22 protein-coding genes and 1 tRNA gene are annotated in these 22,934 nt (G+C 56.9%); 9 read left to right on the forward strand and 14 right to left on the reverse strand.

The features are described 5' to 3' along the window. Positions 1 to 59: 59 nt before the first annotated feature. From QZR17_RS02805 to glgP, 4 genes are read right to left on the reverse strand one after another with little or no spacing between them, the layout of a single operon-like run. Positions 60 to 665, reverse strand: a complete 606-nt coding sequence (locus QZR17_RS02805) for an FKBP-type peptidyl-prolyl cis-trans isomerase (RefSeq protein WP_297127419.1) — start codon at positions 663 to 665, stop codon at positions 60 to 62. Beyond that, positions 662 to 1,375 (reverse strand): CDP-alcohol phosphatidyltransferase family protein, encoded by a 714-nt coding sequence (locus QZR17_RS02810; protein ID WP_297127422.1) that lies wholly within the window; start codon positions 1,373 to 1,375, stop codon positions 662 to 664. The genes QZR17_RS02805 and QZR17_RS02810 overlap by 4 nt, the downstream gene beginning before the upstream one ends. Before the next feature lie 9 nt (positions 1,376 to 1,384). Next, on the reverse strand, positions 1,385 to 2,062 hold the full coding sequence (locus QZR17_RS02815) for a phosphatidylserine decarboxylase family protein (RefSeq protein ID WP_297127426.1): 678 nt from the start codon (positions 2,060 to 2,062) through the stop codon (positions 1,385 to 1,387). 28 nt (positions 2,063 to 2,090) lie between these two features. Next, positions 2,091 to 4,667 (reverse strand): alpha-glucan family phosphorylase, encoded by a 2,577-nt coding sequence (gene glgP / locus QZR17_RS02820; protein WP_297127429.1) that lies wholly within the window; start codon positions 4,665 to 4,667, stop codon positions 2,091 to 2,093. 188 nt (positions 4,668 to 4,855) lie between these two features. Here glgP and QZR17_RS02825 point away from each other — a divergent pair, with 188 nt between their 5' ends. Further along, positions 4,856 to 5,254, forward strand: a complete 399-nt coding sequence (locus QZR17_RS02825) for an START-like domain-containing protein (RefSeq protein ID WP_297127432.1) — start codon at positions 4,856 to 4,858, stop codon at positions 5,252 to 5,254. A gap of 1,129 nt (positions 5,255 to 6,383) precedes the next feature. Here the strand turns inward: QZR17_RS02825 and QZR17_RS02830 are convergent. The 9 genes from QZR17_RS02830 to QZR17_RS02870 form a co-directional block, all read right to left on the reverse strand. Further along, positions 6,384 to 6,860, reverse strand: a complete 477-nt coding sequence (locus tag QZR17_RS02830) for a biopolymer transporter ExbD (RefSeq protein ID WP_288966201.1) — start codon at positions 6,858 to 6,860, stop codon at positions 6,384 to 6,386. A 25-nt stretch (positions 6,861 to 6,885) separates the two neighbouring features. Further along, positions 6,886 to 7,479 (reverse strand): biopolymer transporter ExbD, encoded by a 594-nt coding sequence (locus QZR17_RS02835; protein ID WP_297127435.1) that lies wholly within the window; start codon positions 7,477 to 7,479, stop codon positions 6,886 to 6,888. 24 nt (positions 7,480 to 7,503) lie between these two features. Continuing rightward, complete coding sequence (locus QZR17_RS02840) at positions 7,504 to 8,004, reverse strand: hypothetical protein (RefSeq protein ID WP_297127438.1); 501 nt, start codon at positions 8,002 to 8,004, stop codon at positions 7,504 to 7,506. 6 nt (positions 8,005 to 8,010) lie between these two features. Further along, positions 8,011 to 8,838: a MotA/TolQ/ExbB proton channel family protein gene (locus tag QZR17_RS02845; RefSeq protein ID WP_296164336.1), complete on the reverse strand. Its 828-nt coding sequence runs from the start codon at positions 8,836 to 8,838 to the stop codon at positions 8,011 to 8,013. 133 nt (positions 8,839 to 8,971) lie between these two features. Continuing rightward, positions 8,972 to 9,059 (reverse strand) — tRNA-Ser (locus QZR17_RS02850). A 177-nt stretch (positions 9,060 to 9,236) separates the two neighbouring features. Beyond that, positions 9,237 to 10,043 carry a TatD family hydrolase gene (locus QZR17_RS02855; RefSeq protein ID WP_297127441.1) on the reverse strand — a complete coding sequence of 269 codons (807 nt, stop codon included), beginning with the start codon at positions 10,041 to 10,043 and terminating at the stop codon, positions 9,237 to 9,239. Then, a complete protein-coding gene (locus QZR17_RS02860; RefSeq protein WP_297127444.1) occupies positions 10,043 to 11,005 on the reverse strand; it encodes a polyprenyl synthetase family protein in 963 nt (320 codons plus the stop codon). The genes QZR17_RS02855 and QZR17_RS02860 overlap by 1 nt, the downstream gene beginning before the upstream one ends. Positions 11,006 to 11,011: 6 nt before the next feature. Beyond that, complete coding sequence (gene pncB, locus QZR17_RS02865; RefSeq protein WP_297127512.1) at positions 11,012 to 12,190, reverse strand: nicotinate phosphoribosyltransferase; 1,179 nt, start codon at positions 12,188 to 12,190, stop codon at positions 11,012 to 11,014. A gap of 29 nt (positions 12,191 to 12,219) precedes the next feature. Next, a complete protein-coding gene (locus tag QZR17_RS02870) occupies positions 12,220 to 13,539 on the reverse strand; it encodes a UDP-glucose/GDP-mannose dehydrogenase family protein (protein WP_297127447.1) in 1,320 nt (439 codons plus the stop codon). 472 nt (positions 13,540 to 14,011) lie between these two features. On the opposite strand from QZR17_RS02870, the gene QZR17_RS02875 reads away from it, so the two are divergent. The 6 genes from QZR17_RS02875 to QZR17_RS02900 all read left to right on the forward strand — a co-directional run bounded on the left by QZR17_RS02875 (position 14,012) and on the right by QZR17_RS02900 (position 20,387). Beyond that, positions 14,012 to 15,466: a sodium:solute symporter gene (locus QZR17_RS02875; RefSeq protein WP_297127450.1), complete on the forward strand. Its 1,455-nt coding sequence runs from the start codon at positions 14,012 to 14,014 to the stop codon at positions 15,464 to 15,466. Beyond that, the gene (locus tag QZR17_RS02880; protein ID WP_297127453.1) at positions 15,463 to 15,621 is read left to right on the forward strand and encodes a hypothetical protein; all 159 of its coding nucleotides are present in this window, start codon (positions 15,463 to 15,465) and stop codon (positions 15,619 to 15,621) included. The genes QZR17_RS02875 and QZR17_RS02880 overlap by 4 nt, the downstream gene beginning before the upstream one ends. Then, positions 15,618 to 16,466: an ATPase gene (locus tag QZR17_RS02885; RefSeq protein ID WP_297127456.1), complete on the forward strand. Its 849-nt coding sequence runs from the start codon at positions 15,618 to 15,620 to the stop codon at positions 16,464 to 16,466. Before QZR17_RS02880 ends, QZR17_RS02885 begins: the two co-directional genes overlap by 4 nt. Further along, positions 16,463 to 17,281 carry an N-acetylmuramic acid 6-phosphate etherase gene (murQ, locus tag QZR17_RS02890; RefSeq protein ID WP_297127459.1) on the forward strand — a complete coding sequence of 273 codons (819 nt, stop codon included), beginning with the start codon at positions 16,463 to 16,465 and terminating at the stop codon, positions 17,279 to 17,281. The genes QZR17_RS02885 and murQ overlap by 4 nt, the downstream gene beginning before the upstream one ends. A gap of 199 nt (positions 17,282 to 17,480) precedes the next feature. Further along, positions 17,481 to 18,674 carry a DUF1343 domain-containing protein gene (locus QZR17_RS02895; protein ID WP_297127462.1) on the forward strand — a complete coding sequence of 398 codons (1,194 nt, stop codon included), beginning with the start codon at positions 17,481 to 17,483 and terminating at the stop codon, positions 18,672 to 18,674. 12 nt (positions 18,675 to 18,686) lie between these two features. After that, positions 18,687 to 20,387, forward strand: a complete 1,701-nt coding sequence (locus QZR17_RS02900; protein WP_297127467.1) for a glycoside hydrolase family 3 N-terminal domain-containing protein — start codon at positions 18,687 to 18,689, stop codon at positions 20,385 to 20,387. Positions 20,388 to 20,570: 183 nt separating this feature from the next. Here QZR17_RS02900 and QZR17_RS02905 read toward each other — a convergent pair whose 3' ends face one another. Then, positions 20,571 to 20,747, reverse strand: coding sequence for a hypothetical protein (locus tag QZR17_RS02905; protein WP_297127470.1), 177 nt, complete (start codon positions 20,745 to 20,747; stop codon positions 20,571 to 20,573). A 335-nt stretch (positions 20,748 to 21,082) separates the two neighbouring features. Here QZR17_RS02905 and QZR17_RS02910 point away from each other — a divergent pair, with 335 nt between their 5' ends. Together QZR17_RS02910 and QZR17_RS02915 are read left to right on the forward strand one after the other, a co-directional pair. Next, complete coding sequence (locus tag QZR17_RS02910; protein WP_297127472.1) at positions 21,083 to 22,003, forward strand: nucleotidyltransferase; 921 nt, start codon at positions 21,083 to 21,085, stop codon at positions 22,001 to 22,003. Between the two features lie 8 nt (positions 22,004 to 22,011). Then, positions 22,012 to 22,920 carry an isopentenyl transferase family protein gene (locus QZR17_RS02915; RefSeq protein WP_297127476.1) on the forward strand — a complete coding sequence of 303 codons (909 nt, stop codon included), beginning with the start codon at positions 22,012 to 22,014 and terminating at the stop codon, positions 22,918 to 22,920. Positions 22,921 to 22,934: the final 14 nt, after the last annotated feature.

A 22,934-nucleotide genomic window follows, 5' to 3' on the forward strand; every position in this document is an offset into this window, starting at 1 on the left:
GCTGAGGTCCCTCCACAAGAGCGGAGAGACCTCAGCGCTTTTGGTTTTGAGCTAAAAGCTTAGTGGGACTTGTGACAGAGACAGTCGTTGCCACGCCCATGGTGGCACGTTTCGTCGTGATGATGACCACAGCACTCCTCATCGTCAGAGCCACAGCAGCATCCACCATGGAGGAGCTGCTCGAAGCGCTTGAGCTCCTGATCCGTGGCGGGGTGAGCCTCCTGTACGTGGCCGACAAAGTGGAGCGTCTTGCCGGAGAGCGGGTGATTGAAGTCCATCCTCACTTTATCATCCGTGATGTCGAGCACCAGTCCATTGACAGTCTGACCATCAGCGGTGCGCATAGGGACGTAGCGCCCCACCTGTACAAAGCCGCTATCGAAGTTTCCCTCCGGATCTTGGAAGATGGACTTGTTGAGATCCATCAGGAGCTGCTCCTGGAAGGGACCATAGGCAGCCTCAGGCTCGAGTGTGAAGTCAAAGGCATCCCCATCATCGAGGCCGCTTAGCTCTTTCTCAAAGTCAGGCAGCAGGATCCCGAGACCATGGACATAGTCCATAGGGCGATCCTCCGTCGTCTCCTCGACAAATGTCTCAGAGCCATCAGGAGCGACCTCGGTGAGCTTATACTGTACGCGGACGTAGGACTTATCGTTTATCTTCATTGGTTTGTTGATTTTGCGCCTGACTTATGCGTCAGCCACGTGATTAAGTTAAGCAAAATGTAAAGCATCATCGCCCAGGCGATCCCCTCAATGCCGCAGAGGATCAGCGCCACAATTGCAGCAATGACGACGATTATCAGACCGATATTGGCTCGCCAGCCCTTGGAGAGCTGCTTCAGTCCAAAGAAAGGTACCTCGCACACCAGCAACCAGGCATCCACGACCATAAAGAGGACAAAGAGGGTCTGGGAGAGCGGTGTGGGGGCGATGCCATGCCCCTCGAAGAAGAGCGCCAGCGGAGCCAGCATCACAGCGTTGCCGGTGGTGGCAAGGCCGATGAAGGAGGTGGTCTGACGAGGGTCGTTATTGAACTTCGCCAGACGGTAGATCGAGGCGGGCACGACCAGCAGCGGTGCCCAGCAGGCGACACCCCAGCCCAGCTCTCGGAGCACCAGCGTCAGCAAGATCGCCGGCGCAGCACCGAAGGAGATGACATCAGAGAGGGAGTCGAGGTCGCCCCCTATGTCCGACGTGGCGTGGAGTAGCCGTGCGGTCATCCCGTCGAGCACGTCTGCGATCAGGCTCACAGCTATGCAGCAGAGCGCTGCCTGGAGCGAGACCGTGAGGTACATCACGATGGAGAGCGCCCCGAAGAGCCCGTTGGAGAGCGTGAGGAGGTTGGGGAGGTATTTATAGATCGGCTTTGCCATAGATTCTATTTACTTACACGACGTGCGCGGAGGCAGCTCCGCCAGTATGGTGACATTGCCGGTGACCGGTTCGTCAAGGTCCACGAGGGGCTTACTCCCGATGGGGAGGAAGATGTCGACGCGGGAGCCGAGCTTGATAAAGCCCAGCTGATCATCGATCTCACACCTCTCCCCCTCTCTGAGATAGGTCTCTATGCGACGAGCCATCGCCCCAGCGATCTGGCGAACCACGATGTGGTGTCCCTCTGAAGTGACGATCTCGACGGTGGAGCGCTCGTTCTCCGTACTGCTCTTAGGGACATAGGCGGCGTAGACATTGCCCCGGTGGTGACGCACATAGGTCACCTCGCCCGCTACCGGCACCCACTGAGCATGAACGTTGAAGAGGGACATAAAGGTGGAGATCATCAGGCACTTACCGCCCAATACCTCCGGCTCGTCCACTTCCTCGATCGCCACGATGTGCCCATCCGCCGAGGCGAGCACCAGCCCGTCCGTCGGCTTACCATGGATGCGATGTGGGGAGCGGTAAAAATTGAAGGCGATACCCAGCAGCACCACACTCACCACGACAGCGAGCCAAAAGGGCCACCGCTGCTCCACGACTAAGTAGACGTAGAGACAGAGGAAGCCGAGGAATATCCCCGCAGCGACTAAGAAGGTCGTGCCCTCGTGGTGGATCTTCATCCTGCTATCAGTGCAGTAGTGGCGTGCGTCAGAAGAGGGTGACCCACTTCATATATCCCAGAGCCATAGGGTGCGCCAGCAGCTCATGCGTCGGGGTGATGCGAGTGGCTACCTTATAGGTGCCGGGGAGGTCAATATCCACCCTCAGCTCATACCGCCGGCGAGACCCCTCCTCGGAGACGAGGTGGAAGGTCTGCTTGCTGGCGAGGTGAAGCTTCTTCGTCTTGGTGTCCTCGCGAGCGATGATCAGCTCGACATCAAGGTCGCTACGCAGATCGTGTAGGTCTACCGTAACACTCACGCGAGCGGTTCCGCCCACAGTAAAGTTGCCTACCTGCGTACCATCGTCCTTGCTCAGCTGGGTGTCGACCACCTCCAGGTGAGACCACGACTGCTCCACTTGGCGCTCCCAGTCGAGGAGCTGACCGAGCTGCAGGTAGTCGTCGGCTCGGAGCATGGCACTGCGCTCGCCGAGCTTAGTGTAAAAGCGGTCAAAGTAATTCCGGATCATACGCCGCATCGTGAAGCGGGGCAGTATCTGAGAGGTGGCCGTCTTGATAGCATGGATCCAGCCCTCTGAGTAGGACTGCTCCTTATCATTGTCGTAGTAGAGCGGGATGATCTCCTCCTCCAGCATACGATAGATGGTGGCGGCGTCAAGTTTGTCCTGGAGATTGGTGTCGGAGAAGGTGATCTTCTCGGTGAGCGACCAGCCTCCCCCCTTGATGTAGCCCTCATACCACCAGCCATCGAGGACGGAGAAGTTGAGCACGCCATTCATCAATGCCTTCATACCTGACGTACCTGATGCCTCGAGCGGTCGCGTGGGGGTATTGAGCCAGATGTCTACGCCCGGGATGAGGAATTGCGACACCCGGATGTCGTAATTGTCGACAAAGAGGATCTTGCCGAGGAACTCGGGCCGCTTGGAGATCTGGAAGATATGTCGGATCAGCCCCTGCCCGCCTCCGTCAGCCGGGTGCGCCTTACCGGTGAAGATAAAGATCACCGGGTGATCGGGGTCATTGACGATCTTGGAGAGGCGCTCGAGGTCTGTAAAGAGGAGGTGCGCTCTCTTGTAGGTGGCAAAGCGACGACCAAAGCCGATAAGAAGCGTCTTCGGGGTAAGTGTCTCAAGGAAACTCATCAGCATGGTGGGGTCCTGATTGAAGTCACCCATATGTGCCTCGTAGCGACGACGGAGGTAGTCAATGAGGCGACTCTTGAGCTCCAGCCTCCTCTCCCATACATCCTTGTCGGGGGTCTGCCAGACCTTGTCCCACAGCTCGAGACTATCCTGATCCCTAAGGATACCCTCGCCAACGCTCTTCTCCATAAGGTCAGCCCACGGGGACGCCATCCAGGTAGGCAGGTGGACGCCATTGGTCACGTAGCCTACGTGGAGCTCCTCGGGGAGGTATCCCTTCCAGACGGGGGCAAACATCTCCCGGGAGACCTGACCATGCAACTTGCTGACGCCATTAGCCTCCTGGCAAGTATTTAGAGCGAGGACGCTCATGGAGAATTTCTCATGCGATCCGGGGGTCTCTCGTCCTAGGTCAACCAACTCCTGATGAGAAATGTGGAGCTTATCGGCATAGTGACCCAAATACTTCGTGAAGAGTGCCTCATCGAAGTAGTCGTGACCGGCAGGTACCGGGGTGTGGCAGGTGTAGAGACTGGAGGAGCGTACCAGCTCCAGCGCCTGATCGAAGTCGAGACCGCCCTCTACCATATGCGCCATACGCTCCAGCCCCATAAAGGCAGCGTGACCCTCATTGGCATGGTAGACATCGGTCTCGATGCCTAGGAGACGAAGCATCTGGACACCACCGATGCCGAGCATATACTCCTGCTTCATACGATTCTCCCAGTCACCGCCATAGAGCTGATGGGTGATCTGTCGATCCCACTCAGAGTTCTCAGCAATGTCGGTATCCATCAGGTAGAGCTTCACCCGCCCCACGTCCACGCGCCAGATCTGAGCAGACACCTCGTAGCCATTAAAGGGCACACGAAGCATCAGGGGAGCGCCATTGTCGTCACGCACCAGCGTGAGGGGCAGGTCCTCAAAGTCCTGTGCCTTATACTCAGCCACCTGCTGTCCGTCAGCGGTGATCTTTTGGTCAAAGTAGCCGTAGCGATAGAGGAAGCCGACACCCACCATATTGGCGCCGAAGTCACTCGCCTCCTTGATGTAGTCGCCGGCCAGGATCCCGAGACCACCGGAGTAGATCTTGAGGATATTGGTGATCCCATACTCCATGCAGAAGTAGGCGACAGAGGGGAGGTCGTCCCGCATCGGCTGATCCATATAGGCTCTGAAGCTGTCATAGACCTTGGCAAGTCTCCCTAGGAAGTCATTATCCTTCGTCAGCTCCTCGATGCGGCTCTGCGAGAGGGTGTGGAGCACGTGCACCGGGTTTCCCTTAGAGTGGTACCAAACCAAGGGGTCCAGCTCCCGGAAAAGGTGACGGGCGGGGGCATTCCAGACCCACCAGAGATTGTTGGCGAGCTCCTCCAGCTGCTGCAGGGATTGTGGCAGATCGGAGAGTGCAGTGATATCTCTCCATACAGGCTGATTGGCGTCCTTACTCCTTATCATAGTTCTCGTATTATTGTGCTTATAGTAACGAAGCAAATTTACTTAATACTTTACAATCTACGCGGTTCCGGAGCGACAATTTGCACCCACAAATCGATCCATTGGGAGATGAAAGTCGGAAAATATGCTCCACGGGTAAGAAGAAATGACTATATTGCACAAGTAAGTAGGACTAAGAATACAACGCTATGGCAAGGACCACACATGGAGAGGGCTACAAGATAGAGATAGACCTGGACAACGCCTCTCCTCAGAGTGTATGGAACCAGATCTCCACCTCCAGAGGGCTCTCGGAGTGGATGGCACCCCGAGTAGACGTCTCACTGAGGAGCATCCATGTCTTCTGGGACGAGACTGGCGACGACCGCACCGCCACCGTGACAGACCTGGAGAAGGGGAAGTATATCCAGTGGAACTGGAATGACCACCCGGATAGCTATGTGCGTATGGAGATCGTCGTCTCCGAGCTCTCGCACTTAGTGTCGCTCTTAGTCAACGACCACGACGAGCACCTCGAGCCGACCACCCTGCAGAAAATCTGGGGCAACCACCGACGCAAGCTGAGACAATCCCTGGGACTGAGCTAAGTAGAGGTACTGCATAAGACAGTCGAGCGCCCTGCCACTCCAAGAGATGGTGGGGCGCTCGACGTTTGTCGAAAAATCAATGGCACACGATTAAACCATTCCCCACTGCATCCATCACAGGAGGACAGAGCAGCAGTAATGTTGTAGGTACTACATATTGGGTTCTCCGCCCAGCTTAAAAGGAGAAGTGTGTAATCAGGCCTGCATGCCGGGCCTACAGGATAAAGGTTTTGTTTATCAGATGCGTTAATTTCATTAAACAAGTTTTTCCGAGCGGGACTACGCGTGAGCGTGGTCCCCTCTTTTTTTGTGCCCTATCCTCTATCATAAAGTCCTATACCAGGCTCCACTGCTGCAAAAAGATACCGATCTGTATAAGTTCACCGACAGGCCTGGGGCATCTGAGAGGTACGGAAATCATTTAGCTCTTTAAGAAGAAGCGGGAATAAAGCTACCCTCTCGGGCGTGTACAGGGGTGATGCATTTGAGCATTAGGTTAATCATGTACCGAAGAGGGCTTATCCCTGAGGCACCCGAAGGGTGCTCGCTCCATAGGCATCAATCATCCGCGAAGCGGTGACCGATGTGCCAATACCCGCCTTAATCCCCTCGACCCCTTGCGGGTCGCCGAGCAGAAATTACCTTTCCCAGCGCCCCCCTCTGGGCGTCGCATTCCCCGGGCGAGCTTGATAGTGCAACGCCCTAGCGGGGTCGCAGATTGCTTGCGATACCCGGTCCACGGGTCTTCGGGGCTACGCCCCTCGACCAGTGGCTAAAAAGCGAGCACCCATGTCGGGGTGCATCGTTCACCACTCTTCACAATGAGTTGAATGACTTATGTAAGGCTCAAAAGCGTCAGCCCTCTCGGGAGTGTATTGCTTAGATGTAAAGGTCTACTGCGTCACCCATAATCCCTGCTATAATCACTAGGAGAGTGGGAGAAAACTAATACCGATATTAGTGATCTCTAATATCGGTATTAGAATTGTCTCAGTCCGCACAAATCAAAGTCCTGCGTGGATCGCCAAAAACATATCACAAAAAAAGCAGGGACCTCTCGGCGAAGAGAGATCCCTGCAGTAAGACTAATTATCTGACCGAAGACTGGCTCCGGCGGCTCCATATGCCCTTACTGAGCTAGCTCAGTATCAGGTACACTGGAGTAGAATATCTTAAGTGCGTTAGCTTCACGCAACTTCTGCTTGACTTCTGTTACGATACCCATCTTTGTGTCTCCATCGATCTTCAGGATCGTCGTCATGTACTGGGCGTCAGCCTCAGACATGGAGTTCTTCTCCTGTGCGATGAAGTCAAAGATATCATTAGGCGATGCAAACTTATCATTAAGCTGGATAGCAGCCTCCGTACCATACTTGGCTTGGTACTGCTTCAGCGGAACCCCCATGTAGAGGAAGGTGGCCAAAGACTTTCTCTCGAGCTTGGTAAGTTCGGTAGCCTTGGGAAGACGCAGCTGTACCTTCAGAGTCACCTCACGTGCGGTGGTGACGATCATGAAGAAGAACAGCAGAGAGAAGATCAGGTCCGGGAGCGACATAGTGTTCAGCTCAGGAACTTCTTTCTCACCTTTTTTGGTAAATCTACTCATACTACTTCTTTAGTTCTGCTCAAGATTATTTCTTCTGCGAGCCGTACTCACGTGGTTCAGCCTCAGAGATCTTCTGCGGGAAGCGATCCACGAGTACCTCCTGGTACTCCTTGGGAAGATCCTCAAAGGACTTGTTCCATTGCTTCTGCGCCAACTCTTCACGCAGCTCGTTATAAGCCTTAGTGAGGATGTTTTGCACTGCGATATAGTCGGAGTACTTGGTATCCACGTTATTGGTCAGAGAGATGACGTGATTCTTCGTCACCATCTGCTGGCCGATGTAGGGGAATTCCTCCGGAGTCAGCTCGGGGAGGGTCGGGTCGTTCGTGGGATTAAGCACGAAGTCCTTCACCTTCTGCTTGAGCTGATCGATCGTCATCACCTCGCCATTGGCAAGGATCTGACCATTACTATTCACCAGTACGCGCAGCATGTTACGCCTATTGACGTCGATCATGACGTCCTGCTGATCCTCGGTGGGTGCAGGGGGCAGCTGACGAGCGATACCCTTATCTGATCCCATAGAGGTGGTCAGAAGGAAGAAAAGTAGCATGATAAAAGAAATATCCGCAGTCGAGGACCCATTGATGCCGGGCACCTTCTTTGATTTTCCTGCCATAGTATTGTTCTTTTACGATGTTACTTAAGCCTTCTTCTCAGATGCTGATGCGTGCTGCTTGGGTCCTGCAGACATGAACGAGGTCACGACCAGTGCGAGGACGTTAATCACAATGAGTGCATAGATGGTAAACATGCACATATCAGCCAGCTTCAGCCAAGACGGGGTGTTGAATTGCTGAGCATCCACACCCACGTGAAGTGGAGCATCACTACCCACGAAGTAGGTAATGACCATGAGCACTATCAGTCCCACAAGCGCACCGAGGCCGCCGAGGGCTGCCTTAGGATTGGTCTTAAAGGACTGAGCAAATCCGATGATTCCGAAGACAATCATTGCCAGTACGGCAAGAGCGGTCATACCATACACCGTGTAGAGGAGTACATTGGTGTAGATGGGCTCGGGGTACTCAGCATTGGGGTCGACGTAACCGCCGAAGACGGTCATGCCAAAGGCCACGACGCCGATGAGAGCCAGAACGATCAGGACAGTGCTCGATATTTTACGAATTTTCTTTACTGCCATGATGGTTTAGATACGATGCTGTACTCCGCGCTTGCTTGTGAAATCGATCATGTAATCCACGAGGGTGATGGAGGCGTCCTCCATATCACTCAGGATGCTCTCATAGCGAGAGAGGATATAGTTGTAAAGCACCTGGAGGATCATCGCTACGATAAGACCGTAGATGGTGGTGATCAGGGCGACCTTCATACCACCGGCAACGACCGTAGGGCTGATATCACCGACCTGCTCGATCGTATCGAAGGCCTGTACAAGACCGATCACCGTTCCGAAGAATCCGAGTGACGGTGCGAGGGCGATGAAGAGGGTGATCCAAGACATGTTCTTCTCGAGGAGGCTGGCCTGTACACCACCATAGGCGGTGATAGCGCGCTCTACAGCCTCAGGACCCTGGTCGATACGGAGGAGGGACTGGTAAGCGATAGAGGCGATAGGACCACGAGTGTCACGAGCGATAGCGAGGGCGCCATTGACGTCACCACGATCGAGGGCGGCACGGATCTCATCGAGGAGCTTCTTGCTATTGGTATCGGCAAGATTCAGGTAGATGATACGCTCGAGGCAGAATGCCAGACCGAGGATCATAACGAGAGAGATAATGGCCATAAAGCCAGGACCACCCTCGATAAACTTAGTCTTAAGTGCCTGGTGGAAACCCTCACTCTCAGCAGCCACAGGTACTTCCGTAGCGGGAGTCTCAGCCTCAGTTACAGCGGGAGCTGCCTGCTCGGTAACCGCAGGCTCTGTCGTAGCCTCGTCCTGTGCAAAAGATGCACCGGCAAACCCCACCGTCATAAGACCGGCCAAGGCGATGCTTACTAGAAATCTTTTCATTGTAAGTTCTTTTTAAGATTAGTGATTTTTGGTAAAACAATATCTTTAGGTGGTTTCGCTTACATTCAGCCCTGACGAGGTACTTTCGGTTAGTCTCCTCTGCCTAATTCTGTAGCAAGGATACCCCCTTTTGCGGAGAGAGAGGGATTCGAACCCTCGAAACGCTTTTGACGTTTACACGCTTTCCAGGCGTGCCTCTTCAGCCACTCGAGCATCTCTCCATTATTATATATGATCTCCTCCCCTCCAGTGATTTATCCCTCTCGGACTGCACGCTCCGGACCACTGTCCGAGCTACTCGATCACTCAACGATCGTACAAATCTACCTTAAATCCTCCAACCACACCAAAAAGTGGGCGCTTTTGGCGAAAAAGTTTGTCCTTCGACCTGACTCGCCCTATGGATCGGCGATTACAGGTGCTAAATTAAACATTTTACGAGAATTGACAAAAAGCTGATGCCGCATTTCTTCCTCGCTCACATCGTATATATCGGCTAAGCACCTCACAGTATGGATGATGTGAGACGACTCATTTCGTCGTCCTCTCCTTGGCTCGGGGGAGAGATAAGGGCTGTCGGTCTCCACGACGAGGCGAGTGAGCGGCAGGCGACCCTTGATCACCTCTCGAAGTCGGGAGTTACGGAAGGTGACGATGCCATTGATCCCCACCATAAATCGCTCCCCGAGGCTCAGGATCGCCTCTAGATCCTCCTCTGACTCGGAGAAGGAGTGGAAGACACCCCGCAGCCCCTCAAGCCCCCACTCCCGCAGGAGCTCCACAGCCTCCGGCACGGCAGCACGCGTGTGCATACTCATCGGCAGGTTGAGCTCCCTCGCCCACTCCACCTGGCGGCGGAAGGCTTCGATCATCTGCTCCCTCCACTCTATGCTCCAGTAGTAGTCCAGCCCGATCTCACCGATGCCCCGGTAGTACCCTGGGCTTGTCCGTAGCTCCCTCTCGAGCGCACCTAGCTGCTCCTCCCAGTCCTCGCCCACATCGGTGGGCTCAAGACCGATCATGGGGACGAAGAGGTGCGGGGCCAGAGACACCATCTCCCTCAGGCGAGCGATATACTCGCGTGAGGTATTGGGAAGCAGGACCGCAGCGAGACCCGCCTCCCGACAGCGACGGATCACCTCAGGGCGATCGTCGTCAAACTCCTCTGAGTAGAGGTGAGCGTGCGTATCGACGAGCGGATACATCAGACGGCTCTCCCGGTCAGCGTGGAGATAATATGCTCGAGTGCTGAGGTATCGACAGAGAGGGCGCGCAGCTCCTCGAGAGCAGCCTCAGAGTACTGGTCGACCTGCTTCAGCGCTTCAGCGTGGATATTCCACTGCTCGTAGAGGTTGGTCACAGACGCTATACGATCCGCTTCACTCTCAATGGCAAGCGCCTCCTCCGCGCGCTTCGGGTCGCACTCGTAGAGGCGAAGTAGGAGCCAAGTCTTTTTCCTATCTATAATGTCGCCCCCCTTGCGCTTGCCAAACTTCGCCTCGCCGTAGACATCGAGGTAGTCGTCCATGATCTGGAAGGCGAGCCCCATCAGCTCCGCTACACGGGCGATATGCTCCCGATCCTCGACCGAGGCGCCGGCGACGGTCGCCCCCATCACCATACTTCCGCGGAAGAGGGCCGAGGTCTTGAGGCTGATCATCCGGAGGTAGCTCCATATAGATAGTGCAGAAAGCAGCGTGGTCTCAAACTCGAGGTCATACTGCTGCCCGCGACAGATCGCATCGGCCATTGTATTGAAGAGTGAGAAGATCTGACTCAGGTACTCCGGGTGGATCGACTCCAAGCAGCGGTATGCCTCCACCAGCATCGCATCACCGGAGAGGATCCCTACATTGGCGCCCCACTTCTTATAGACCGTGGGCTCTCCGCGACGCATCGGGGCGTCGTCCATAATGTCATCGTGGATGAGGGTGAAGTTGTGGAAGGTCTCCACAGCCCTCATCACCGGTGCCACCTCCTCCACGGTGCCCTCGGGACGGAAGGCGCGGTACGTCAGTAGCGCGAGGAGCGGTCTGAGACGCTTCCCTCCTTGCGAGAGGATGTACCGGATCGGCTCGTAGAGGCCGTGTGGCTCGCGAGCGGCAAGCTGCTTCACCTCATCTCCTATGATGTCGACCAGCTGGTCAATTTCCTTATCTATGTTCATTTTCTCTTATTCCTCGATACGTAGTACTCGCATGGCCAGATCGATCTCCTCCGGCTCACCGGTATGCTTTCCGACCGAGTCGGAGAGCTTGATGGTGTCCTGCCACGGCATCTTCTCGTCGAGCTTGCAGGCAAAGAGCTTCATCACGATATTCATCGGCTTGATCCCGTGACCAACATCGTTAGTCAGGTTGGTCCCTATCCCGAAGGTGGCCCTGATCTTGCCACCACAGTACTCCTTGATCGTCGCAGCCTTATCCACGTCGAGGGCGTCGGAGAAGACGAGATACTTCGTCTTAGGATCTATCCGCAACTCCCGATACTTCGCCAGCACCTTGTCAGTGAAGGTCTGAGGGTCACCGCTGTCCTGACGGAGGGAGGTAAAGAGGGCAGCATGCTTCTTCGAGAAGTTTTGGAGAAAAACGTCGGTCGTGAAGGTGTCGGTGAGCACCGTGCCGAGGTCTCCGTCATAGACATCGATCCAGTCCTCCATAGCCATATAATTGGCCATCTTGTAGCCATAGATCGCCGCGTGAAACTGCACCCACTCGTGCGGATGGGTCCCGGTGACGCGTATGCCGTGCTTCATTGCGTAGTAGACATTGCTGGTGCCAAAGAAGTACTTCCCCCCATGCTCACAGAGGATCCGTGTCACCAGATCCTCCACCTCGCTGCTGAAGCGTCGCCGCATGCCGAAGAGACTCACCTGCAGCCCGTGCTCCTGCATGGCTTGAGCCTTCTCGAGCGCCTTGGAGCGCGTCAGCTCCAGGTCGGGATGCTGACCGGTCTCCCGGTAGTAGAGCTCCGATACCATAGCGAGGATCGGCGTCTCCCAGAGCGTGATGCGATAGAGCAACCCCTCAGCCGATATGTGGAGGTGTCCCTCAGCATCCTGCTCGATCGTCACCTCCTCAGGGTCGTAGGTGTAGCCCTTGAGGTAATCTATATAAAGGGGTGGCAGGTAGGGGCACTCCTGTCGGAGGAAGTCCGCCTCCTCACGAGTCAGTCGCAGCTCACTCATCCGTACGATCTCCTGCCGCAGGCTCTCAGCGAAGCCTTCAGGATAGACCAGGTCGTTGCGGTCGACGAACTCAAACCTTCCCCACGCTCTAGGGAAAAGCTTCATATACGCATACCCGGTCGTAAACTTATAGAGGTCCGTGTCCAGGATGCTTCGGATGATCATCTCACTCATTATATATAGGCGTGCATAGTTTACCTCCTACCGATGCCATCGTACCGGAGACCCAGTCTCTTTATCTCGGAGGCATCGTAGATATTACGTCCGTCGATCACCACGTCTCCCCTCATCAGCTCCTTGATCCGGGACCAATTGGGGAGTCGGAAGATCTTCCACTCCGTCAAGAGCAGCAGCGCATCCGCCCCCTCGACCGACCGATAGAGATCCTTTGTGTACTGCACCCCGTCCGGGAGCACTCGCTTAGCTGTCTCGATCGCAATAGGGTCGCAGGCGACCACTTCCGCCCCAGCCTCGATGAGCTGACCGATCACCACGATAGAGGTCGCCTCCCTCATATCGTCCGTCTCGGGCTTAAAGGCCAGCCCCCAGACGGCGATCCGCTTACCCCTCAGGTCGCTACCGATCAGGCGGGTGAGTTTCTCGTAGGGGATCCTCTTCTGAGCTTCATTGACCCGATGCACCTCTTCGACGATGGTCATCGGGACCCCCTCTTCCTCTCCGGTCTTAGCAAGCGCCTGCACATCCTTAGGGAAGCAGGAGCCTCCATAGCCGCTACCGGCGTAGAGGAAGGCAGAGCCGATCCTGTGGTCGGCACCCATCCCCTGACGGATCATATCCACATCGGCACCCAGCTTATCGGCAAGGTTGGCAAGCTGATTCATAAAGCTGATCCTCGTGGCCAGCATCGCATTGCTCGCATATTTTGTCAGCTCCGAGCTTGGTATGTCCATAAAGAGGACCCTGAAGTTTCGGATCAAGAAGGGGCGATAAAGTCTCGTCAGCAACTCCTTCGCCCAGTCACTCTCCAGACCTATCACGACTCGGTCGGGACTCATAAAGTCCTTGATCGCATTGCCCTCCTTGAGGAACTCCGGATTATTAGCCACCTCGACCCTGAGATCGGTCAAGCCGCGCGCCTCCAGCCCCTTCCGGATCTCGGCCATCACCCTGGGGCTGGTCCCTACCGGCACGGTGCTCTTCGTCACCACGAGCATATCCTTACGGATCAGCTGCCCCAGCTGCTGAGCGACGGCACGGACATACTTCAGATCCGCATCCCCGCTCGCCGTGGGAGGCGTACCGACAGCGATGAAGACGATCTCCACGTCATCGACACACTCCGCGAGATCGGTGTGGAAGGAAAGACGTCCCTCCTCTGTATTGCGACGAACCATCTCGTCCAGCCCCGGCTCATAGATCGGGATCTCGCCACCCCTGAGGCGCTCTATCTTAGTGGCATCCGTATCGACGCAGTGGACGTGAACCCCCATCTCTGCAAAGCAGGTCCCCGTCACCAGACCGACGTAGCCGGTACCTATGATTGCTATCTCCATAGTAGTATCTACACTGTATTACATTAGTGACCCGCCCCACATCTCCCACAAATGTAGCAAATAATCATTGCCCAACCCTTTTATCCGATGAGCCTGGGGTGAAAACACACACCCTTCTCATTCAAGTGCTGTAGGTTTCTCAGTCTAACCAGCCTAGACCATTCCGAAAATACCTACAAACCTCGGAACAATTTGATAAAGCCGGAAACTTCTCGGTCGCTCGGACAAGAATATTATTTTAGTATTTGCAATTCAAAAACTCTAGCTACCTTAGCACCCGGATAAGCCGCTATACTTGATTTATCAGACAGAGGTCGCAGGGCGACTGTATCGGCAAGTCGACAGAGCAGACCTTCGCCATAGGGATCTGTTCGTTGGACCAATAGCATAGGTCCTCACTAATAGTACACCACCGATCGTCACTCGGGCACCACTCGGGGAGAGATCGACACCAACCTCAAGCCACCACACTATGTCACCTTACTTAGTACTTGGTCTGACACTGGGCTACTTCCTCCTTATGTTCCTCGTCTCCTATAGGGCGGGGCACGAGGCGGACAATGCGGGATTTTTCATTGGGAACCGGTCCAATAACTGGATGATCGTCGCGATAGCGATGATCGGCTCAGGCATCAGTGGCGTCACCTTTGTCTCCGTCCCGGGGATGGTCTCCAGTAGCAGTATGGCCTACCTGCAGATGGCGCTTGGCTTCATCGTGGGACAGGCGCTGATCGCCTTTGTCCTGGTGCCACTCTTCTACCGCATCAAGCTCTTCTCCATCTACGAGTACCTGCGGGATCGCTTCGGGATGACGAGCTACAAGACCGGTGCATGGCTCTTCTTTGTCTCCAAGATGCTCGGTGCCTCGGTGCGTATCTTCCTCGTTGTACTGACGATGCAGCTACTGGTCTTTGACCCGCTGGGGCTACCCTTCCTCCTCAATGTCCTGATGACGGTCCTCTTTGTCTGGATCTACACCTTCTTTGGTGGGGTCAAGAGCATCGTCAGCGTTGATGTGCTCAAGACGATCTGCCTCGTCGCCTCGGTAGTTCTCTCGATCGTATTCATCGCCAAGGGGCTGGGTCTCGACTTCGGCGGTGTGGTGACGACGATCCGGGAGAGCCGTATGTCGCAGGTATTCTTCTTCGATGACATCAATGACAAGCGTTTCTTCTGGAAGCAATTCCTCGCCGGTGCCTTCACTATGGTGGCGACGACCGGGCTGGACCAGGATATGATGCAGCGCAACCTAAGCTGCAAGAGCGACACGGAGGCGCGACGAAATATGATCGTCAGCTCGGTCTTCCAATTCTTCGTCATCGCCCTCTTCCTCATGCTCGGAGTGCTGCTCTACACCTACGCGGAGCAGATGGGCATCCGGCTACCGGAGAGCAGTGACCAGGTCTTCCCCTTCCTCGCGACGGGAGACTTCTTCCCTGAGATCGTCGGGATCCTCTTCATCATCGGCCTCGTGGCGGCAGCCTTCCCCGCAGCCGGCTCAGCGCTGACCGCACTCACCACCTCCTTCACCATCGACATCCTGGGGGCCAAGGAAAAAGAGGAAAAGCGTCTCGAGAAGACCCGCAAGTGGGTCCACGTGGGGATGGCGCTGCTGATGGGTCTCTGCATCATCGCCTTCGAGATACTCAATAATACCTCGGTGATCAATGCCGTCTACGTCCTCGCCAGCTACACCTACGGACCGCTGCTGGGACTCTTCACCTTCGGCATCATCTCCGGGCGACGGGTGCGCGACCGACTGATCCCCATCGTGGTGATCCTGTCGCCGATCCTCTGCTACATCCTCGACAGACACTCTGTAGAGTGGTTCGGCGGCTACCACTTCAGCTACGAGATCCTGATCATCAACGCCCTCTTCACGATGCTGGGGCTGCTAATCTGTAGCCATAAGGCAGCGAAGGCATGAGTACGGAGCAGGTCAAGGGACGGATCCTCGCCTTCTTCCGCCCTTTTGGCGCCAATGCGCTCCTCGCCTCTCTCACCTACTCTCTGGTATCCTTAGGGATCAATTGGCCGATCGCCTATATGCTATACAAGAAAAAGACATTCGTCAAGCTATGATACTTATCGCTGACAGTGGCTCCACCAAGACGGAGTGGACCGCTATGGATGACCTGACGGGAGAGGTGGTGGCACACGCCTACACCAAGGGGCTCAATCCCTACTTCGTCACCCAGGAAGAGATCCGTGACGAGATCCGGACACAGCTCCTGCCGATGCTCCCCGTGGACTGCTTCACGAGGATCTACTTCTACGGCTCCGGTGCGAGGGATGAGAAGCAACCGATGATCCGCCAGGCTATCGGCAGTCTCCTGGTGGGCGAGGTGACGGTGATGACAGATATGCTCGGTGCCGCCCGCGCCCTCTGCGGTCACGAGCCGGGCATCGCCTGCATCCTCGGCACCGGCGCCAACTCCTGTCGCTACGACGGCGAGACGATCGTATCCAACGTCCCTCCGCTCGGCTACATCCTCGGTGACGAGGGCAGCGGGGCGGTCCTCGGTAAGCACTTCATTGCCGACCTCCTCAAGGGGCTACTCCCGGAGAGCGTCGTGAGAGACTTCGAGGAGACCTACCCTGAGATCACCACAGCCACCGTCCTCGAGCGGGTCTACAAGGAGTCGCAGCCCAGTCGCTTCCTCGCCTCACTCGCCCCCTTCATCCGCAAGCAGATCGATGTGCCGGAGGTGCGGTCTATGGCGCTGGAGTGCTTCCGCTCCTTCTTTAGGAGAAATGTGAAGCTCTACGACGGCTGGGAGACCACGCCGGTACACTTCGTCGGCTCCATTGCACACAACTTCCACGCGGTCCTCAAGGAGGCAGCAGAGGCTGAGGGCATACATCTGGGTCAGATCCTCTCCGCACCGATGGAGGGTCTGGTCCGCTATCACACGATCAAGAGATGAGTACCGACTTCACCAATATCACCGAGTCCGCCTCCCTCTACGACCACTTAGAGGAGAAGAGTACGCTCGAGCTGCTCACGGACATCAATCGTGAGGACCACAAGGTCGCTGACGCAGTCGAGGAGGTGATCCCCGCCATCGCCGACCTCGTAGACGACATCCTGCCACGTATGGAGCGAGGCGGGCGGGTCTTCTACATCGGTGCCGGCACCAGCGGGCGTCTCGGTGTCCTCGATGCCTCCGAGATCCCGCCCACCTACGGTATGCCACCGACGCTCTTCATCGGACTGATCGCAGGTGGCGACTACGCCCTCCGCCACCCGGTGGAGAATGCGGAGGACATCGCTGACCAAGCCTGGGCAGATATGTCCGCCTACGACATCGGGGAGGACGACTCCGTCATCGGCATCGCTGCCAGCGGCACCACCCCCTACGTCCTCGGCGGACTCAGGGAGGCCAATCGCAGGGGACTGGTCACCGGAGGCATCACCTCCAACCCCGGCTCTCCCATCGCCCTCACCGCCAAGCACCCCATCGTCACCATCGTCGGGCCGGAGTACGTCACCGGCAGCTCCCGCATGAAGAGCGGTACGGCGCAGAAGATGGTGCTCAATCTGATCTCCACCTCCCTCATGATCCATATGGGTCGCGTGGAGGGCAATCGCATGGTCGACATGCAGCTGAGTAATAAGAAATTAGTCGAGCGTGGTACCCGCATGCTGATGGACTACTACAGCTGGTCCCACGACCGGGCTCAGGCGGAGCTCCTCGAGGCGGGCTCGGTCCGCGCCGTTATGGACAAGTATGCCAAGTGATGATGAAAAGGAAAACAACCCTCGACCATGTCAACTAATTTCAGGAGAAGACAGACGGAGCTAATATCGGTATTAGAGAAATCTAATACCGCTAAAAGAAAATCCTTTTACCGATATTAGACGGAGCTAATATCGGTATTAGAAATCTCTCATATGGACCAAGCCTTTGCACCTACGGCTAAATGATTTCTCCCCACCTATGACAGTAAGACAATCCATCGCCCTCGCCCTGCTGCTTCTACTCCCCGCGCTCTCTGCCTCTGCACAGCTGCAGGTGGGTGCCGACCGAATGGACGAGATCGTCCGCCTCACCGAGGGGAGGAGCGTGGGACTGGTCGCCAATCAGGCGGCTGTGCAGACAGACTCAGCCCACACCTTTCTCCTCGATGCCCTGATAGCTCACGAGGTCAAGGTGAAGCGCCTCTTCTCCCCCGAGCATGGCTTCCGCGCCATGGCCGATGCGGGGGCAAAGGTTGACTCCGCCACGGACCCGGTCTCAGGCCTGCCGGTCATCTCCCTCTACGGCAAGCACCGCAAGCCGACCGCTGAGGACTTCTCCGGGCTGGATGTGATCCTCGTTGACCTGCAGGACGTAGGGGTACGCTTCTTTACCTACATCAGCACCCTCTACTACGTCCTGCAGACCTGCGCCGAGACCGGCACGCCGATCATCATCCTCGACCGCCCCAATCCCCACGATGCGGTCGATGGTCCTGTGCTAAGGGATATGAAGTACCGCTCCTTCGTCGGGATGCTCCCCATCCCCGCCGTCCATGGTCTCACCATGGGCGAACTGGGGCAGATGATCAATGGCGAGGGCTGGCTCGGCAAGGGGCTCACCGCAGACCTGACCATCGTCACCCTCCTCGGGTGGAAGCACGGCGACCCCTACAGCCTGCCCGTCCGTCCGAGCCCCAACCTCCGGAGCGACCGCGCCCTGCTGCTCTACCCCACCCTCTGCTTCATCGAGGGGACCTGCTGGAGCGAGGGACGCGGCACGGAGCAGCCCTTTGAGCAGACCGGCTACCCCGACCGGCGGATGGGCTGCCACACCTTTACCCCACAGAGCATTGCCGGGGCGCACTCTCCTAAGCACGAGGGGAAAGTGTGCTACGGACCCGACCTCACGGACTATACCATCGAGCCGGGGATCAATGTGGAGATCCTCACCGACATCGCCGCCCGCAGCAAGGCTGCCGGCGTCCGTCTGATCACCAAACCGAAGTTCTTTGACCTCCTCGCGGGAGGTCCCACGCTCCGCCGACAGCTGGAGTCGGGCGTCTCACCCGAGGTGATCCGAGAGAGCTGGCAGGCGGACCTCCATGACTACATTGCCATGCGTGCCCACTACCTCCTCTACCCCGACGGCCGCTTCAATTGCAGCACATTTTGATAATCTATACCGATGAGAAAGAAAGCAATACTATATGGAGTGGTGGCGATGCTGCTGCCACTGATGGCAAGCGCTCAGGTCGTCGAGCCGAGGATGATGAGAGACGTGGAGCGTAAGGCAGCCGCAGAGGCGTGGGCCGACAGCGTCCTCGCAACCCTCTCACCCCGACAGCAGGCGGCCCAGCTGATCATGCCGATGACGTGGCCTAGGGTGGATAAGGCCGGGCTCGACAACTGGCACAGACAGGTGGTGGAGGGGGAGTTTGGCTGCGTCCTTTGGCAGAAGGGGAGCCCCAAGAATGTGGTCCGGCTCGCCAACTGGATGCGCCGTGAGGCACGCGTCCCGATGCTGGTGGCCATGGATGGCGAGTGGGGACTCTCAATGCGCCTCTCCGACTCGATGAAGTGGCCCCGCAATATGCTCCTCGGCGCCACCGACGACCCTCGACTAGCTTATGAGTATGGTCGGGCAACAGCGGACGAGGCTCGACGCATAGGCATACACGTTAACTTTGCCCCCGTCCTTGACGTCAATAGCAACCCCGCCAACCCTGTCATCGGCAACAGAAGTCTCGGCTCCTCGCCCGACCTCGTGATACGTATGGGTCTTGCCTACGCCAAGGGACTTGAGGATAATGGGCTCCTCTCCACAGCAAAGCACTTCCCCGGCCATGGAGACACCTCCACCGACTCCCACAAGACCCTCCCGGTGATCAGTCGCAGCCGAGCGCAGCTGGAGCAAGTGGAGCTGGCCCCCTTCCGCGCCTACATCCGTGAGGGCTACGGGGGTATGATGGTGGGGCACCTCAGCGTCCCTGCGCTCGGCACGGGAGTAAGGGCGACCAGTGCCATCCCTGCCGTCGTCACCGACCTGCTTCAGCACGAGATGGGCTTCGGCGGACTGATCTTTACCGATGGTCTGGGGATGAAGGGGATCGTCAATGGCGCCGGAGAGCTGGGCGTCTACGTCACCACGATCCTCGCCGGTGCCGATATCCTCGTGGCACCGACAGACCCCTTCCAGGCACTCGACGACGTGACCGCAGCGGTCGATAAGGGGATCCTCTCCCAGGCGGAGATCACCCGTCGCTGTCGCAAGGTACTCGTCTGGAAGCACCTCCTCGGTGCCGACAGCCGTGAGCCACTGGAGACGAAGCACCTCGATGCTGACCTCCGCCCAAGTGCTTCCCGGGAGCTCCTTGAGCGGATCTACGAGGGGGCGATGACTCTGGTAAAGAGTGAGCAAGGCATCCTCCCGCTCGATAAGGAGGACCGTGTCGCCCTCCTCACCTATGGTGACGACTCAGCCGAGCTCCTTCGCTCCACGATCAACCGCGTCGCTCACACCGATGGATACACGATCCGTCGCTCCACCGGCCCCGCCGCCCGCCGGACCATCCTCGACAAGCTCCGCTCGTACGACAGGGTAGTGGTCGCCGTCACTTGGAAGGGCTTCGCTCCCGGCAAGGACCTGACAAAGCTCCTCGCTGAGACGAAGAGCGTCCTCCTTTTCCACACCTCCCCCTACGCTGCGCTCGACTATATGGAGGCGATGAAGGCTGCGACCGCTGTCGGCTTTGCCTACGACACCCGGCCGGAAGGGATGCGCGCCATGGGTCGGGCGCTGACAGGCGAGCGCCCTGTCTCCGGCAAGCTCTCTGTCGACCTCCCGCCTCTCTACAAGCAAGGCGATGGGCTGACGCTCGGCAAGTAATCCCCCTTATACACAAGAGCGCCCCCGATGATCAGCCGATCATCAGGGACGCTCCTCTATCTGTCAGAAGACCTTTGCAAAATGGTCTTTATTGCGAACTTGGATAGGCTTCTGCCCTTTCGTTGGTCGTCGCTTCCGTCCCTAAGGAGATTAGATCCTCTGCTTTGGGAGCAGAGGTCTTTCCTACCTATTCATTATCAAATAATTCAAGTAGTCCTCTGCCTCTTGTCGGGTCATTGCTCCGATTTCCATCATTGCTTCGATCCACTCGTTTCGGCTCAGCTCTTTGAGCTTCTTTCCGTGCTTCTCTTCCCACTGAGCGGTTCTGCGGGCTCTCTCTTCGCCTATTGACGTGTCCATACGAATTCTTTTCTACTGTGGTTTGGGCAAGGTCTCCTATTGATACCTGCCCTTATGACACTAAAGGTACCACTTTATCGCTTTCTCCAAAAAGGGAGAGCTTGAGAGTCCAGAGGTGATGCGTCCAAGGTAACCCTATGAAGCCCGTCATACAGAGGCATACTCGCCCACAGGGTTTCCTAAGGAGCGGGCTAAGAAGAGAGTGGATCACTCACGGATGCGAGAGATTTCTATAAAGACCGGATGCGGAAGCGATGGCGAGCACGGGGGTGGCTTGCGGGGAAATGGGTACCTTTGGGGGAAAGAAAAGTATCAATCAGGTAAAACTCTTATCAATGAAACCGACATTATTTGTACTCGCTGCCGGCATGGGCTCCCGCTATGGAGGTCTGAAGCAGATCGACGGTCTCGGCCCCCACGGGGAGACCATTATGGACTACTCTATCTATGACGCCATCCAAGCAGGATTTGGCAAGGTGGTCTTCGTCATCCGCAGGGACTTCGAGCAGGCGTTTAGGGAGAAGATCGTCTCCAAGTACGACCGGCTGATCCCGGTAGAGCTGGTCTTCCAGAGCGTGGACAAGATCCCCTACTCCTACAAGGTCCCCGAGGAGCGGACTAAGCCCTGGGGTACCAACCATGCCGTGATGATGGGTGAGGAGGTGATCCACGAGCCCTTTGCGGTGATCAATGCGGACGACTTCTATGGTCGTGAGAGCTTCGAGGCGCTGGCAGACTTCCTCCGCAGCGTGGAGGGGAAGGAGGGTGAGTATGCCATGGTGGGCTACCGCTGTGGCAATACCCTCAGTGAGAGCGGCACCGTATCTCGCGGTGTCTGTGTCACAGATGACCGCGGCTACCTCGCTGAGGTGGTGGAGCGGACCAGCATCGGGCGCAATGATGAGGGACGGATAAGCTTCAAGGACGAGAGTGGGACGGAGGTCGAGCTGGAGGAGAATACCCCGGTATCGATGAATATGTGGGGCTTCACACCCGACTACTTCGCTCACAGCCAGGAGGCGTTCCGGAAGTTCCTCGATGCCAACTTAGAGAAGCCGAAGGCTGAATTTTATATCCCCACGGTGGTGAATGACCTCGTACACGAGGGAAAGGCGACCTGCAAGGTGCTGGATACGCCGGCACGGTGGTTTGGCGTCACCTACGCTGAGGATCGTCCCGGGGTGGTCAAGAAATTTGCTCGCCTCCACGAGGACGGGACGTACCCCGACAGCCTACTCGCCTCGCTAAGCAAGTAAGCGACTCAGTGGCTGAGCTGCTGACGATCATCGGTCCGACAGCCTCCGGGAAGACCCCGGTGGCGGCACACCTTGCTCACCGAGTGGGCGGGGTGGTGCTCAGTGGCGACTCTCGCCAGGTCTATCGGGGTATGGATCTCGGGACGGGGAAGGATCTGGAGGACTATGTGGTGGATGGGGACCAGGTCCCCTACTACCTCATCGACATTGCCGAGGCGGGTGACCACTACAGCCTCTATCAGTACCTGGAGGACTTTGACCGGGTATGGCAGTCCCTGCCGGAGGGTACCCCACGGATCCTCTGCGGAGGCTCAGGCCTCTACATAGAGGCTGCACTCCGAGGGTACCACCTGCCCGATGTCCCCCGGGATGAGGTGCTGAGGGAGGAGCTAAGCCGTCTGAGCCTCGATGCCCTTCGCGAGAGGGCGGAGCAGCTGGGTGCACTGGAGGACCTGAAGGATCCGGAGAATAGACGACGAATGGAGCGGGCCATAGAGGTGGCGCTCTACTTCCGCGACCATGGTGAGCGATACCTCGACCGTCCCCCATTAGAGGGGCCGATCTACTGCCTCGACATCTCTCGAGAGACCCGTCGAGGGCGGATCTCGGAGCGGCTCAGGAAGAGACTTCGTGAGGGGATGGTGGAGGAGGTGGAGGGGCTTCTGAAGCACCTTCGCCCCGAGCAGCTCACCTACTACGGACTGGAGTATCGCTACGTCACCGACTACGTCACCGGTAAGCTCACCTACGATGAGATGGAGCAGTGCCTGGAGGTGGCGATACACCAGTTTGCCAAGCGACAGATGACTTGGATCCGAGGTATGGAGCGGCGCGGGCTGACCATTACGCGGATCACACCCGCGGAGACTCCCGCTGCCACCGCTGACCTTATCCTCCGAGACTACAGGCAGAGGTGAGGGAGAGATGAGCC

This window comes from uncultured Porphyromonas sp., from assembly GCF_900541275.1.
Taxonomy (GTDB): domain Bacteria; phylum Bacteroidota; class Bacteroidia; order Bacteroidales; family Porphyromonadaceae; genus Porphyromonas_A.

Excerpts from the sequence above, each read along its gene's own strand:
- QZR17_RS02815 (WP_297127426.1), bottom strand. The coding sequence starts at position 2,062 with ATGAAGATCCACCACGAGGGCACGACCTTCTTAGTCGCTGCGGGGATA.
- QZR17_RS02905 (WP_297127470.1), bottom strand. The coding sequence starts at position 20,747 with ATGGACACGTCAATAGGCGAAGAGAGAGCCCGCAGAACCGCTCAGTGG.
- QZR17_RS02880 (WP_297127453.1), top strand. The coding sequence starts at position 15,463 with ATGAGTACGGAGCAGGTCAAGGGACGGATCCTCGCCTTCTTCCGCCCT.
- QZR17_RS02805 (WP_297127419.1), bottom strand. The coding sequence starts at position 665 with ATGAAGATAAACGATAAGTCCTACGTCCGCGTACAGTATAAGCTCACC.
- QZR17_RS02830 (WP_288966201.1), bottom strand. The coding sequence starts at position 6,860 with ATGAGTAGATTTACCAAAAAAGGTGAGAAAGAAGTTCCTGAGCTGAAC.
- QZR17_RS02870 (WP_297127447.1), bottom strand. The coding sequence starts at position 13,539 with ATGGAGATAGCAATCATAGGTACCGGCTACGTCGGTCTGGTGACGGGG.
- QZR17_RS02835 (WP_297127435.1), bottom strand. The coding sequence starts at position 7,479 with ATGGCAGGAAAATCAAAGAAGGTGCCCGGCATCAATGGGTCCTCGACT.
- QZR17_RS02825 (WP_297127432.1), top strand. The coding sequence starts at position 4,856 with ATGGCAAGGACCACACATGGAGAGGGCTACAAGATAGAGATAGACCTG.
- murQ (WP_297127459.1), top strand. The coding sequence starts at position 16,463 with ATGAGTACCGACTTCACCAATATCACCGAGTCCGCCTCCCTCTACGAC.
- QZR17_RS02840 (WP_297127438.1), bottom strand. The coding sequence starts at position 8,004 with ATGGCAGTAAAGAAAATTCGTAAAATATCGAGCACTGTCCTGATCGTT.
- QZR17_RS02860 (WP_297127444.1), bottom strand. The coding sequence starts at position 11,005 with ATGAACATAGATAAGGAAATTGACCAGCTGGTCGACATCATAGGAGAT.
- QZR17_RS02895 (WP_297127462.1), top strand. The coding sequence starts at position 17,481 with ATGACAGTAAGACAATCCATCGCCCTCGCCCTGCTGCTTCTACTCCCC.
- pncB (WP_297127512.1), bottom strand. The coding sequence starts at position 12,190 with ATGATCATCCGAAGCATCCTGGACACGGACCTCTATAAGTTTACGACC.
- QZR17_RS02845 (WP_296164336.1), bottom strand. The coding sequence starts at position 8,838 with ATGAAAAGATTTCTAGTAAGCATCGCCTTGGCCGGTCTTATGACGGTG.
- QZR17_RS02855 (WP_297127441.1), bottom strand. The coding sequence starts at position 10,043 with ATGTATCCGCTCGTCGATACGCACGCTCACCTCTACTCAGAGGAGTTT.
- QZR17_RS02900 (WP_297127467.1), top strand. The coding sequence starts at position 18,687 with ATGAGAAAGAAAGCAATACTATATGGAGTGGTGGCGATGCTGCTGCCA.
- QZR17_RS02875 (WP_297127450.1), top strand. The coding sequence starts at position 14,012 with ATGTCACCTTACTTAGTACTTGGTCTGACACTGGGCTACTTCCTCCTT.
- QZR17_RS02910 (WP_297127472.1), top strand. The coding sequence starts at position 21,083 with ATGAAACCGACATTATTTGTACTCGCTGCCGGCATGGGCTCCCGCTAT.
- QZR17_RS02885 (WP_297127456.1), top strand. The coding sequence starts at position 15,618 with ATGATACTTATCGCTGACAGTGGCTCCACCAAGACGGAGTGGACCGCT.
- glgP (WP_297127429.1), bottom strand. The coding sequence starts at position 4,667 with ATGATAAGGAGTAAGGACGCCAATCAGCCTGTATGGAGAGATATCACT.
- QZR17_RS02810 (WP_297127422.1), bottom strand. The coding sequence starts at position 1,375 with ATGGCAAAGCCGATCTATAAATACCTCCCCAACCTCCTCACGCTCTCC.